The following is a 12,383-nucleotide window of genomic DNA, read 5'->3' on the forward strand; positions in this document are numbered from 1 at the left end:
CCATTCTCATACTCGACTGACTCTTTCGAGTCACTTCAAATTCATGTGCCACAAAAACTGTCACTCTCGTTTGGCTATCGCTCGTCTTTTGGTGTGTCCATCACCACCATCGTTGTGATCGACTTGACGTGTTCGCACTCACCCAACACATCAGCATGGAACGCTTTATAAGCGGCGAGATTTTGCGTCTCTACGCGTATGAGATATTCGTTAGATCCCGTAATGTTGTGACATTCCACCACCTCGTTTACAAAACGCACATGCTCTTCGAAACCCAGCTGTGCCTGCTTAGAGTGCGAGGCCAAACCAATCGACACATAAGCGACAAAACCCACACCAAGTTGCTGATTATCCAGTACTGCTCGGTAGCCTTTGATCACGCCTTTACGCTCTAAATCTTGCACTCGGCGTAAGGTTGCAGACGGAGATAAACCAACGCGTTCCGACAGCTCCACATTGGAGATTCTTCCATCTCGTTTGAGCACTTGCAATATTCTTTCGTCAAATCTATCCATCATGATGTTTCATTGCTTATTTAGTTTCTAATCATCAAATAAAAGCACAATATTGACCTCAGTTCTACTTATAGTTGTTCTCAACTTATCGAGAACTGATTCAAGGAACAATCTATGGAATATCATCAACTGGGCGCTTTGGCGTTGTTCGCTTTTGTCTCCACTTTTACGCCGGGTCCCAATAACATTATGTTGATGACCTCAGGGGCAAATGTCGGCTTTAAACGCACTATCCCACACATGTTGGGCATTACCTTCGGCTTTGGTGCCATGCTAATTTTGGTGGGTATTGGCTTGATGAGCCTGTTCCACGCATATCCAATTACACACTCCATTTTGAAAGTGTTGAGCTTGAGTTATTTGCTGTACTTGACGTACAAAATCGCCACCAGCGACAAAACCGAAGCAAAACACGATTTTCGCCCAATGTCTTTTTTAGGGGCTGTCGCATTCCAATGGGTGAACCCAAAAGGTTGGTCGATGGCGTTGACGGCCATTACGGTATACAGCAGTGGCGGTTCTTGGCTCGAACTGACTTTTATCGCCGGTATCTTCTGCTTAGCTAACTTGCCATCGGTAACATTTTGGACGGCGGCAGGTATGCAATTGCAGCGTTGGTTGACCACCGATAAACGCGTTAAGGGGTTCAACTACAGCATGGCTGCGCTGTTGCTTTTGTCTACGATTCCAATGATATAAGTCTATTTTGGGTTAAAAAACGACTCACTTTACGTAATTGGGAAAGGACAGATACTGCATTTTGCTTGAGGCTTTGGCGTTAATTCACAGTGTAAATTTGTTTAAAGACGCTACCCTCTTGTTAGGGAACTTGATAATCTTTAAATGAGAAAGAGAATAATTATCGAGTAAAGTAACAATGAAAAAGAAGCCTCAACCTAAAACGCTTGTTGTCACAGACACAGAAACCATCACTCCAAACATGCAGCGCATTACCTTGCAAGGTGAGGCGCTGAGCCACTTTCCTCGTGACTGCGAAGGCAGTTACATCAAATTACTGTTTAACGATATGGGCGGCGCGGATCTGAGCATCCTGTCAGAAGACGACCGACCAATCATGCGCACCTACACTATTCGACGCTTTCATCCAGAAACCAGTTCAATCGAAGTGGATTTCGTCCGACACGTAACGCAAGATCTGCAATGCGGATTTGCAGCGCGTTGGGCAATGGCCGCGCAAAAAGGCGACACGATCAGCATTGTTGGGCCAGGTAGCATCTCCAACTTAAATACTGAGGCGGATTGGTTCTTCATGGCTGCCGATATGACAGCACTTCCAGCACTTTCTGCGAAAATTCGTACGCTGCCAGAAGAGGCCAAAGGCTACGCTGTGATCAGCGTGATGTCTCCAGCCGACATTCAACCCCTAAACACGCCAGCCGGTATGGAGTTGATTTGGCTAACCGAACAGCAAACCTTGGCTGATAGCGTTCGCGAACTCGAGTGGTTAGATGGTAACGCTTCGGTATGGTGTGCGTGTGAGTTCGATTCAATGCGTGCGCTGCGCCAATATTTCCGCAACGAAAAAGAAGTCGATCGCGAGAATATCTACATCAGCAGCTATTGGAAGCAAGGCGTGTCTGAAGATGGGCACAAAGTGATTAAACGTGAAGACGCGGAATCCAACCAATAGTGGTTCATGTCTTTTCGATTCCAGCTCTCATCCTAATAAAAACGCCCGGCATCACCGGGCGTTTTAGCGATTTCAGTTGTATTAAAGTTATTGAAAACTCTAATCCGCTAGTTCCTGCGCTAAAAAGTCGATCAACAACCTCACTTTGGGCGATAAATTTCGGCTTTGTGGATACAGTGCCCAAATGCCTTCACGGTCATCTCGGTAATCGGTCAGCACCTCGACTAGCTCACCGTTATCTAGAGCTTCTTGAACGTAATAGTCCGGCAACTGCACTAAACCCAAACCACGCTTGGCGGCGCCCATTAGCGCAAAACCACTATTGCATTTAATCCTCCCCGACACACGCAAAGACTTATCGCGTTTATTTTCCTTAAAATGCCAATAATCGACCGAACCAACTAGGCACTGATGTCGAGCCAGTTCGAGTTCGGATAATGTGTGAGGCTCGCCAAATCGCTCCAAATACATAGGGCTAGCACACACGTAATTTTGACGCGACGAAAGACGCTTTGCGATCATGCTGGAATCTTGCAGGCGGCCAAGACGAATCGCCACGTCTACCCCTTGCTCTATCAAATCCAGTTTTTGATTGGTCAGAACTAAATCGAGGTCCACACGCGGGTATTTCTCCAAAAACTGATGCAAGAGCGGTGCGAGGTTCATTTCCCCATAGGTCACAGGCGCCGTCACACGCAGCAAACCTCGCGGTTCGGTCTGCATTTGCGTTACAGCAAGCTCAGCTAGTTCTAGCCCTTCGACCAAATGTTTGCACTGCTGATAATAAAGCTGTCCAGCTTCAGACAGAGAAACTTTTCGCGTCGTGCGATGCAGTAACTTAACCGCAAGACGCTCTTCAAGTGCCGATACGCGGCGACTGATTTGTGCCACTGACGTTTTCAGTTTAGCCGCGGCAGCTGTAAAGCTGTTGGTTTCCGCTACGGCAACAAACTCGCTGACTCCTTCCCAATTCGCCATGCTGTATTCCTGTCGACCTCTTCTAGACAAATAGTGATTACATTGTTCTCGTCGCGCTACGCTTTGAAAACGGGAAAACTTTACGCGTCAGGTAACGGACGAAGATCGTCGTATTGCGCATCAAGCTCAATGCCAAAATAGTCTTTCAACGCATCCAGGTAGGTTTGACCTGGCTCTAGCTCTATTTCTGTTAGCTCTTCATGATTGGTGCATCTGAGTGTGTAGTTAAGCAGCGTCACCAACCCACTTTCTGTCGCTCTAGCAGCGACTCTTGCGCTAGTAAAACGCGAATTAGGCGAAGTCGAGGTAAAGAAGTTGCTACATGCAATGTCACCAGCAAACACAAACTCTAGGTCAAAGCTGTATAGATTGTTCCACGTGTCCGTTCCATCGGTTGAAAGCACTTGGAGGAAATAACCAAACTGAGCATCTTTGACAAAACGGAAGGTTTGTAAATCCGTCTGAATCACTTGGTCAAGGATAAATGGCAATGGCGCTCGAGGGGTATTGGAGCCAAAACCCACATCGACAATCCATGTTTGTTCCTCTAACGTCACTAACGTGATTTGATGACTACGACCTGTTGGTGTACCAGACACATGTACACGCCCTAGCAAACTTCGCGCTTCAAACCCAAGAGTGTTGAGCACATCAAGCATTAAACCATTTAATTCAAAGCAGTAACCACCGCGAGAGTGGTACACGGTTTTTTGAATAATATCTTCAATCTCAACAGAGACGCCTCGCTGCAATGCGATGTCAAAATTCTCAAACGGCAGGCAACGATGTTGCGCCACGTGAATTCTGTGCAATGACTCCAAATCGGCGGGCAATTCACTAGGCAAGCCTAGCTTGGTTAAATAGGCACTCAGATCCGTCTTATTCATAATCACTCTTACTTAGCTGATGGTTTGACTGTTTTCTACTTTAGCCCCTCTATCTAACTTCAGGTCAATCACCTTTTCCATTTCCCTTCCGCTTTAAGGAGGCATCGCACTCTTTTTACACGCTCACCTTATCATTATTACGCATATGTAAAAATCATTTTCAAAATGGACGGATTATCATTTTTACTGAAACACCTAAAATGAGCACCAACAAAACGACGAAGCGCGGTAAGCAAACCTTAACTACGCTTATTACGTCACTCCATATACTGAAAATATAAAGGAAACATCCAATGTCGCTTGAAATCAAACCTGGTCAAACTCACATAAAATCAAAAGCAATGGTCGCTTGGGCTGCAGGTGAGCCGCTTAAAATGGAAGAAGTGGATGTACAACTTCCAAAAGCCGGCGAAGTGCTAGTACGCATCGTAGCAACTGGGGTTTGTCACACTGACGCATTCACACTATCAGGTGACGATCCAGAAGGTATCTTCCCTTCAATCCTTGGTCACGAAGGTGGCGGTATCGTTGAAATGGTTGGCGAAGGCGTAACAAGCGTTGAAGTTGGCGACCACGTTATCCCACTTTACACTGCTGAATGTGGTGAGTGTAAGTTCTGTAAATCTGGCAAAACGAACCTATGTCAGGCCGTTCGTGAAACGCAAGGTAAAGGCCTAATGCCAGATGGCACAAGCCGATTCTCTATCAACGGCGAAACTATCTTCCACTACATGGGTTGTTCTACTTTCTCTGAGTACACGGTTCTTCCAGAAATCTCACTAGCGAAAGTAAACAAAGAAGCACCACTTGAAGAAGTTTGTCTTCTAGGTTGTGGCGTAACCACTGGTATGGGTGCGGTATTAAACACAGCTAAAGTTGAAAAAGGCGACACAGTGGCAATCTTTGGTCTCGGCGGTATCGGTCTTTCTGCAATCATCGGTGCTCGCATGGCTGGTGCCAGCCGCATCATCGGTGTAGACATCAACGAAAGCAAATTCGACCTAGCGAAACAACTTGGTGCAACTGATTGCATCAACCCACAAAAATTCGACAAGCCAATTCAAGAAGTGATTGTTGAAATGACAGACGGTGGTGTTGACTACTCATTCGAATGTATCGGTAACGTAAACGTGATGCGCCAAGCACTTGAGTGCTGTCACAAAGGTTGGGGTGAGTCAGTAATCATTGGTGTTGCTGGTGCAGGTCAAGAGATCTCAACTCGTCCATTCCAACTGGTAACTGGTCGTGTATGGCGTGGCAGCGCTTTCGGTGGCGTTAAAGGTCGCTCTGAGCTTCCAGAAATCGTAAACCGTTACATGGCTGGTGAATTCGGCTTACAGGAGTTCATTACCCACACAATGGGATTAGCAGATGTCAACAAAGCGTTTGATCTGATGCATGAAGGTAAGAGCATCCGAACAGTTATCCATATGGATCAATAATGCTGCCTCAGGCTCTCCTTTTGGGGAGCCTGAATTCCTTCTGCTAATTAGAGAGTTTATTCATGACCATTGAAAATGTAAGCCAAGCCAAAGTGTTTGGCGGTTGGCACAAGCAATATACACACGAATCCAATGCCCTAAACTGCACCATGCGCTTCGCGATATTCTTGCCACCTAACGCAACGAAATCAAATCCCGTACCCGCGCTATACTGGCTCTCTGGTTTAACGTGTACCGATGAGAACTTTATGCAGAAAGCGGGCGCATTTCGTATGGCGGCCGAGCTTGGCATTGCGATCATTGCACCAGACACAAGTCCGAGAGGCGAAGGTATCGCTGACGACGAAAGCTATGACCTAGGAAAAGGAGCTGGCTTTTACCTTAATGCGACGCAAGCACCTTGGTCACTGCATTACTGCATGTACGACTATGTGACCGAGGAGTTACCTGCGATCATCGAAAGTAACTTCCCTGTCTCTGACGTGAAGTCGATTTCGGGTCACAGCATGGGCGGCCACGGAGCGCTCACCATTGGTCTGAAAAATTCAGAACAGTACCGTTCAATTTCAGCGTTCAGTCCAATCAGTAACCCAATGCAATGCCCTTGGGGACAAAAAGCCTTTACTGCTTACTTAGGCAAGGAGCTTGAAAGCTGGAAGCAATACGATGCAAGTGAACTTCTAAAACAACAACAATCACCATTACCAATTTTGGTTGATCAAGGTGATGCTGATGGCTTCTTAAATGAGCAGCTTAGACCGGAAGCGCTGATTGCTGCGGCAAAAATACACGATTCAAACCTAACCTTGAGAATGCAACCAGGCTATGACCATAGCTATTACTTCATCTCAAGCTTTATTGAAGAGCACCTCAACTTCCATGCAAAATATTTGTTTGCATAGTTAATTTAAGTAAGCTCATGAAATAAAAAATAAAGTCACCAAAACTAGGTGACTTTATTTTCTTTACGTACTAACAAATACATATCTGAATATCGATGATTTAAATATGTAAAATAATGTAACTTAAGAACAAATTCGACGTCCATTTCTCGCCTTATTAGATTCTCATTTCCGACACAGTATCTTTATTAAAAATGACACAAAGTTGCACTAAAAACCTATTAAATACCGCGAGATCATTACGAAACTCTACCATCATCCCAATACTCTGAGCTTTTAATTAAGAAGCAACTTAATAACCTTGACGTGACGTAAACCGACAGTTATTTTTGAAACATAACGTATTATAAAATCTCATCCGGTTGGCTCTATAATTATAAATAAATTACCGCTAGCACCTTTGTCCTAGCTAAGAAAAAAGAATAAAACTCAAAAGGGCATATGATGAAAAAAATAGTCGCGCTAGGTCTGTTTTTTGTTGCGCCATTCTTGTCTGCAAATACGATCGTATTTAGTAGTAGCCAGCAGCCTAGTGTCATACTGGAACTGGAAGAGATCCAAGCTTTACCTACCACTAGCTACACGATGACATTGCCTTGGCTTCCTGCCTCGTCAGAGTTTTTAGGCGTTAAACTCAGCACACTTCTTACACACGTCTACGGAAAGGTACCAGAGCAGGTTGATATCAGCAGCTTAAACGACTATCACTCGACATTGTCCCGACAAGATATTCTTCGATATCAACCAATACTGGCTTATCAACAAGATCAGAATTACATAAAAGTCAGGAATAAAGGCCCTTTCTGGGTGATATATCCACTCAATCTCTATCCAGAGCTAAACTACAATAAATATCATGCGCAAATGGTATGGCAAGTAAATGAAATAAAAGAAAAATAATAAGAATGAAGTTATCAGAACCCTATTCTAAGAAACAAAGAATATTGCAATATTCTACCACCAGCAAAATGCTGCTGGTGGTGTTTGCCGTTTCTTTGCTTCTCGCGAATGTCGTGCTTTTACAGCAAACACGTTCACTCTCACAAAATTTTAATAACGAACAAAAACAAGCGACTTGGTTTTTATTCCAACTCTCCAAAGAACTATCAGAACTTGTCGGCGAGGCCAGACGGTTAGATGAAAACGTATTGAATATTGATGGTGCAGAGCTTCAATACGAGTTAGCGTGGAGTCGCTTTGACTTATTGACCAGTAGCACGAAAGCCAATAAGTTTTTTTCTCGGAACAACATGCACCTTTACTTCATTAACCTTTTTGAAGAGTTCAAAGAGCTAGAAAAACAACTAGTAGAAGCTAGAACAGGTGATAGCCAAGCTGCTGCTGCATTTTATCGTTCAACTCAAACACTATATTTAGGCTTAATAGACTTCGTTAATCAAAACTTCCGTCTAAGTAGTAAAGCTTATGAAGCACAAAAAGGTCAAACCCAGCGCTTAATGCAAGCACAATATATGTTGTTTGCGACGTTCGTTTTGTCGATTATCTCTCTAACTTATTTCTTTTATCGTGAATCCCATTTTCATAGAAAATTGGCGCTAAGCGACCCTTTGACGAACCTAGGGAACCGCAATGCACTATTCATTACCCTAAACAAATTTACTCAAGAAAAAAGGCCCTTTTCTCTCTGGATTCTAGATTTAAATGGTTTTAAAGAAGTCAACGACACACACGGACACCAAGTTGGCGACACTGTACTGCGGGAAATCGCTAGGCGGCTTAATTCTATGACACTCAATGATTTTACTGTTTATCGCATGGGAGGAGATGAGTTCGCGGTTATACTTGAAGGTGAACATCTCAATGAAGAGAACGTACGTGAGCAGATAAATACCGTCTTTGATGCACAAATATTAAACTCCGATAAAGTCTCAACACTTTCAACGAGCATGGGCTTAGCGCAATACCCTAAAGACAGTGACAATGTTGACTTTCTTATCAGCATAGCGGATAAGCGCATGTACAAAATGAAATTTCAACGTTAAACGGTATATATGATGAGAAAGTTCATGCAAGTACTGCTTCTACTGGCAGTCATTGCGGCAGGTGTGTTGGCTTGGGTATTTATTCCATCGCACGAAACCATCGGGCAAAAAACGCTTGAGCAGGCACTCAACGACGACTACAGCCTAGTTGGGCATCGAATCTACTCAACCGATCCGGATGCTGGCAACCGATTCGGCTACTTCGTATTGGCAACGGGCCAGAGCATTGAAGAGCAAGAGCCGTTTTTGGTCACTTCGGATCAGTTTATTCGCATGGAGCAAACGGGTGATAATACCTTGTCTGTGACCATAAATGGCCGTATTTACCATTATCATAACGACTTGTGGGTGCCAAAATCAGACGGGAAATTGCAACACTTTTTAGTCAGCGCAACCGCCAAGTACGTACGCTAAAACGGGAACCTTACTCCCCCCAAAAAAAACAAAGCCCCGCAGTGTATGCGGGGCTTTTTACGTGAAGAAGAAAATAACATCGAAAAAATGAGCGTTACTTCGCTAACACTTTCTCTTTAATCACTTTGAGTACCCCAGCCTCTTGGTTGCTTGGCGCAGAATAACGAGCAATTTTCTTAATCTCTTCGTGCGCGTTGGCAACCGCGTACGAATGCTCACTGACTTGCAGCATTTCAAGGTCATTGAGGTAATCACCAAACGTCATTGTTTCTGCCGGAGTAAAATTCATCGTCTCTTGAAGGTGCTGAATGGCCGCGCCTTTAGACGCCTCGGCATTCATCACATCCAGCCAAATTTTTGCGCTCACTACGACTTTATGCGTTGCGCCAAACTTCGTATTCATGGTCGGGAACAGGAGCTCTTCCGAACCGTCAAAGTGACAAATTGCTACCTTAATAAACTCGTCTTCGACCTCAAGCAAATCCGGCACATATTCACAGCGGTGGTAGTACTTTTGAAATTCTTCCAGCGATTGCTGATCATGCGTTTCGATGTACGCCGAGCGCTTGCCACACAATACGATGTTCGCTCCGTCAATTTCACGAGCCGCTTTCACAATCTCCGCCACTTCCGCTTTAGGAATGGTGCAACTGTAGAGCTCTTTGTCTTGGTACATCACCAAGGTGCCGTTTTCAGCCACATACAACAGTCTGTCTTTGATTGGCGCGAACGTGTCTCGCAGACTGTAATACTGACGACCAGACGCAGCGGAGAACAAAATACCTTGCTCTTCCAGTTGCAAAAACAGATCGAAAAACTCCGGATCCAAACGACCGTATTGGTCAAGCAATGTGCCATCCATATCGGAAGCAATAAATTTGATGCGAACTTGTGACATTAACTAAAACTCTAAATGACGCTGCGAAAATATATCCATGTAAGGTACAGGATCTTGTATGAATCTCAAGTCGGGATGACGACGCCTTTCGCTATTACCAAGGATGCTGTTTAAAGTAATCTTCACTGTGATCGATGAAAGCTCTCACCGCAGGAGACAAGTGTTTACGTGATGAATACAGCGCGTAAATGTTGAGATCATTTGGCTTCCAATCCGGCAACACCGACTCAAGCTGACCCGATTTGAGATAGATATTGCTCAAGTAAGTTGGCAACATCGAAATACCCATGCCTTGTAAAGCGCCATGCAATAACGCCGTGGCCTCATTGCTGGTTAGGCGACACTCAATTCCCACCGATTCGAACTGGTCGCCCTGAGACAAATGCCACACGTGACGCTCAAAGTTTTTGTATCCCAAACAGTCGTGTGAAGATAAATCTCGCGGATGCGCGATCGCGTGGTGAGTTTGTAAATATTGCGGTGATGCTACCAAAACCGATTCGCACACCGCAATCGGCTTACCAATCAAAGAAGGATCGGGATCTGACGCAATTCGGATCGCCAGATCGATACGTTGTTCGGTTAGATCACTCACTGAATCTTGCAGATCTATGTCGATATGCACTTTGGGGTGCTTTTGCATAAAACTGTTTACTACGGGGATCAACTGTGAGAATCCAAATGAAGTACTAGACGCAAGACGGATTTTTCCGGACAGCTCACCATCAGCGGCAATGTTCGACGTTAATGTATCGGCCTGTTTTAACCAGCGCTCAATCTGAGGCAAGCTGCGCTCCCCTGCGGTGGTGAGGGACACCTTGCGCGTGGTGCGGTGTAATAAACGAGTTTGCAGCCAGTTCTCCATCGCCTCTACATAGCGAGTTACCATTGGCCGAGACATGTCTAACCGTTCTGCGGTCGCGGTAAAACTGCCAGAATACACCACATCTACAAATACTTTTGCTGCCGTTACTCTATCCATACATTTGCTCGAAATAAGAAATAGTGATGCATATTATTGTGTATTTTTCCGAGCGTATCAATTTCCTAATATAGCTCCCGTTCTCAAGCCATCGTCGCTTGGCCCCAAATTCTTTAGGAGCTTATTATGAAAAAATTCACTTTGATTGCTGCATCCATTTTAATGGCAAGCCCTGTTCTAGCGGCAAACCACTCTCCCCTTACTCTTGAGGTTTACAACGCCGACGGTAACAGCTTCCACGTAAACTCAACCTTGGTATACGGTGAGACTGACGCCATGGTTATCGACACTGGATTCACCAAAGCTGACGCGATGCGCATTGCCGCTAAAGTGCTGGACTCAGGCAAAACGCTTAAAACCATTTTTATCAGCCAAGCGGACCCAGACTACTACTTTGGCGCAGAGGCCTTACACCAACAGTTCCCTGATGCGCAGATCATCACAACGCCTGCGGTTCAAAAAATTATTAAAGAGAAATTGGCTGGAAAGCTGGCGTACTGGGGACCAAAGCTTGGCGCAAACGCACCGGTAAAACCAGTGATCCCTGTCGCGTACGATAAAGCATCATTGGAGCTAGAAGGTCATAAGATTGAAATTCGTGGTAACCATGGCACATCAGCACACCGCCCTTACCTATGGATTCCAGATAACAAAGCGATTCTAGGTAACGTAGCCGTGTACTCAAACGTACATTTGTGGATGGCAGATGCCGCTGACCAAACCGCCATCAATGCTTGGGAGCAGCAACTTAGCGAGATGCTTGCGCTTAAACCTCAAGTGGTCATTCCTGGTCACATGAAAGCAGGCACAAAGCTGAACGCAGACACCATTCGCTACTCGCAACAATACTTGCAGGATTTTCAGCAAGCGAAAAAACACAGCAATAACAGCGTTCAACTCATTGACACCATGTCTGCGAAATACCCAGAAGCTCAATTGCCAATCGCGCTAGAAATCGGTGCGAAAGTGCATACTGGTGAAATGTCATGGTAACCGTGCATTACTTCTTCGATCCCATGTGTGGTTGGTGCTACGGGGCATCACCACTCATCGAAGCCTTGATGGACACCTCTCAATTTAAGGTGGAGCTTCATCCCGGCGGCATGATTGAGAAGCGCGCAATTGAGCCTGAATTTCGTCAGCACATCATCAACAGTGACGCTCGTATCGCAACCGAAACCGGAGCAACGTTTGGTGAAGCATATCTACAACGCGTGAAAAGCGAAGGTGCGTTTGTTCTTGATTCTTATCTACCAACACAAGCGATCTTGAGTGCGGAGAAAATGGGGCTGAATCCATGGCACATGCTAAAGACCATCCAATCTGCGCATTATCAACTCGGGTTAAAAGTGAATGAAGCATCGACACTCAAAGCCATTGCAGAATCGCTAGGTTTAGCAAGTGATGCGTGGGAGCAAAACATGACGTTAAGCGAAGCCGAGCTAAACGAGAGAATTCACTCTAGCCGACAGTTGATGCGCCAGTTACACGTTGGTGGTTATCCAACCCTGATTGCAGAAGTAAATGGCGAGTACTTGACCTTGCCGCACTCGACCTACTACGACAAACCGGCACAGTGGAAGCTTGCATTACAAAAACTGCAATAAGCTCTTCCCCACTCGCTCTTGTTCTTAATCCAAGAGCGAGTGCCAACACCGACATGGCAATCCTGACTCAAACAGGTACAATCCTCGCTCGAATTTTTACTCGC

At 45.2% G+C, this 12,383-nt stretch carries 14 protein-coding genes; 9 read left to right on the plus strand and 5 right to left on the minus strand.

Annotated features, from left to right (window positions below; genetic code table 11):
• Positions 1-74: 74 nt before the first annotated feature.
• A complete protein-coding gene (locus R7Q11_RS02750; RefSeq protein WP_031780811.1) occupies positions 75-515 on the minus strand; it encodes an Lrp/AsnC family transcriptional regulator in 441 nt (146 codons plus the stop codon).
• Positions 516-629: 114 nt separating this feature from the next.
• Between R7Q11_RS02750 and R7Q11_RS02755 the strand changes: the two genes are divergently transcribed.
• Positions 630-1,214 carry a LysE family translocator gene (locus R7Q11_RS02755; protein ID WP_064369529.1) on the plus strand — a complete coding sequence of 195 codons (585 nt, stop codon included), beginning with the start codon at positions 630-632 and terminating at the stop codon, positions 1,212-1,214.
• 178 nt (positions 1,215-1,392) lie between these two features.
• Complete coding sequence (locus R7Q11_RS02760) at positions 1,393-2,166, plus strand: siderophore-interacting protein (protein ID WP_053303996.1); 774 nt, start codon at positions 1,393-1,395, stop codon at positions 2,164-2,166.
• A gap of 99 nt (positions 2,167-2,265) precedes the next feature.
• Here the strand turns inward: R7Q11_RS02760 and R7Q11_RS02765 are convergent, their stop codons facing one another.
• Positions 2,266-3,144 (minus strand): LysR family transcriptional regulator, encoded by an 879-nt coding sequence (locus tag R7Q11_RS02765; protein ID WP_225466157.1) that lies wholly within the window; start codon positions 3,142-3,144, stop codon positions 2,266-2,268.
• A gap of 80 nt (positions 3,145-3,224) precedes the next feature.
• On the minus strand, positions 3,225-4,031 hold the full coding sequence (locus R7Q11_RS02770) for an arylamine N-acetyltransferase family protein (RefSeq protein ID WP_213872687.1): 807 nt from the start codon (positions 4,029-4,031) through the stop codon (positions 3,225-3,227).
• 293 nt (positions 4,032-4,324) lie between these two features.
• On the opposite strand from R7Q11_RS02770, the gene R7Q11_RS02775 reads away from it, so the two are divergent.
• The 5 genes from R7Q11_RS02775 to R7Q11_RS02795 all read left to right on the plus strand — a co-directional run bounded on the left by R7Q11_RS02775 (position 4,325) and on the right by R7Q11_RS02795 (position 8,792).
• Positions 4,325-5,473, plus strand: coding sequence for an S-(hydroxymethyl)glutathione dehydrogenase/class III alcohol dehydrogenase (locus tag R7Q11_RS02775; RefSeq protein ID WP_017821027.1), 1,149 nt, complete (start codon positions 4,325-4,327; stop codon positions 5,471-5,473).
• Positions 5,474-5,535: 62 nt separating this feature from the next.
• Positions 5,536-6,375 (plus strand): S-formylglutathione hydrolase, encoded by an 840-nt coding sequence (gene fghA, locus R7Q11_RS02780; RefSeq protein ID WP_005374382.1) that lies wholly within the window; start codon positions 5,536-5,538, stop codon positions 6,373-6,375.
• A gap of 444 nt (positions 6,376-6,819) precedes the next feature.
• Complete coding sequence (locus R7Q11_RS02785) at positions 6,820-7,275, plus strand: hypothetical protein (RefSeq protein WP_005374384.1); 456 nt, start codon at positions 6,820-6,822, stop codon at positions 7,273-7,275.
• A gap of 5 nt (positions 7,276-7,280) precedes the next feature.
• Positions 7,281-8,378, plus strand: a complete 1,098-nt coding sequence (locus tag R7Q11_RS02790; protein ID WP_053303994.1) for a GGDEF domain-containing protein — start codon at positions 7,281-7,283, stop codon at positions 8,376-8,378.
• A gap of 24 nt (positions 8,379-8,402) precedes the next feature.
• Positions 8,403-8,792, plus strand: coding sequence for a hypothetical protein (locus R7Q11_RS02795; protein ID WP_017633832.1), 390 nt, complete (start codon positions 8,403-8,405; stop codon positions 8,790-8,792).
• A gap of 94 nt (positions 8,793-8,886) precedes the next feature.
• On the opposite strand, the gene R7Q11_RS02800 is transcribed toward R7Q11_RS02795, so the two are convergent.
• Positions 8,887-9,690, minus strand: coding sequence for a Cof-type HAD-IIB family hydrolase (locus tag R7Q11_RS02800; protein ID WP_025768751.1), 804 nt, complete (start codon positions 9,688-9,690; stop codon positions 8,887-8,889).
• 94 nt (positions 9,691-9,784) lie between these two features.
• On the minus strand, positions 9,785-10,672 hold the full coding sequence (locus R7Q11_RS02805; protein WP_005383264.1) for a LysR family transcriptional regulator: 888 nt from the start codon (positions 10,670-10,672) through the stop codon (positions 9,785-9,787).
• Between the two features lie 126 nt (positions 10,673-10,798).
• On the opposite strand from R7Q11_RS02805, the gene R7Q11_RS02810 reads away from it, so the two are divergent.
• The gene (locus R7Q11_RS02810; RefSeq protein WP_017633829.1) at positions 10,799-11,665 is read left to right on the plus strand and encodes an MBL fold metallo-hydrolase; all 867 of its coding nucleotides are present in this window, start codon (positions 10,799-10,801) and stop codon (positions 11,663-11,665) included.
• Entirely contained in the window at positions 11,659-12,279 is a 621-nt protein-coding gene (locus R7Q11_RS02815) for a DsbA family protein (protein ID WP_213872685.1), read from the plus strand. Before R7Q11_RS02810 ends, R7Q11_RS02815 begins: the two co-directional genes overlap by 7 nt.
• Positions 12,280-12,383 lie beyond the last annotated feature (104 nt).

The organism is Vibrio sp. 970 (genome assembly GCF_033339075.1).

Bases quoted from the DNA above. Each gene is read 5' to 3' on its own strand.
- R7Q11_RS02790 (WP_053303994.1), top strand. From the start codon at position 7,281: ATGAAGTTATCAGAACCCTATTCTAAGAAACAAAGAATATTGCAATAT.
- R7Q11_RS02750 (WP_031780811.1), bottom strand. From the start codon at position 515: ATGGATAGATTTGACGAAAGAATATTGCAAGTGCTCAAACGAGATGGA.
- R7Q11_RS02815 (WP_213872685.1), top strand. From the start codon at position 11,659: ATGGTAACCGTGCATTACTTCTTCGATCCCATGTGTGGTTGGTGCTAC.
- R7Q11_RS02810 (WP_017633829.1), top strand. From the start codon at position 10,799: ATGAAAAAATTCACTTTGATTGCTGCATCCATTTTAATGGCAAGCCCT.
- R7Q11_RS02800 (WP_025768751.1), bottom strand. From the start codon at position 9,690: ATGTCACAAGTTCGCATCAAATTTATTGCTTCCGATATGGATGGCACA.
- fghA (WP_005374382.1), top strand. From the start codon at position 5,536: ATGACCATTGAAAATGTAAGCCAAGCCAAAGTGTTTGGCGGTTGGCAC.
- R7Q11_RS02765 (WP_225466157.1), bottom strand. From the start codon at position 3,144: ATGGCGAATTGGGAAGGAGTCAGCGAGTTTGTTGCCGTAGCGGAAACC.
- R7Q11_RS02805 (WP_005383264.1), bottom strand. From the start codon at position 10,672: ATGGATAGAGTAACGGCAGCAAAAGTATTTGTAGATGTGGTGTATTCT.
- R7Q11_RS02785 (WP_005374384.1), top strand. From the start codon at position 6,820: ATGAAAAAAATAGTCGCGCTAGGTCTGTTTTTTGTTGCGCCATTCTTG.
- R7Q11_RS02775 (WP_017821027.1), top strand. From the start codon at position 4,325: ATGTCGCTTGAAATCAAACCTGGTCAAACTCACATAAAATCAAAAGCA.
- R7Q11_RS02760 (WP_053303996.1), top strand. From the start codon at position 1,393: ATGAAAAAGAAGCCTCAACCTAAAACGCTTGTTGTCACAGACACAGAA.
- R7Q11_RS02755 (WP_064369529.1), top strand. From the start codon at position 630: ATGGAATATCATCAACTGGGCGCTTTGGCGTTGTTCGCTTTTGTCTCC.
- R7Q11_RS02795 (WP_017633832.1), top strand. From the start codon at position 8,403: ATGCAAGTACTGCTTCTACTGGCAGTCATTGCGGCAGGTGTGTTGGCT.
- R7Q11_RS02770 (WP_213872687.1), bottom strand. From the start codon at position 4,031: ATGAATAAGACGGATCTGAGTGCCTATTTAACCAAGCTAGGCTTGCCT.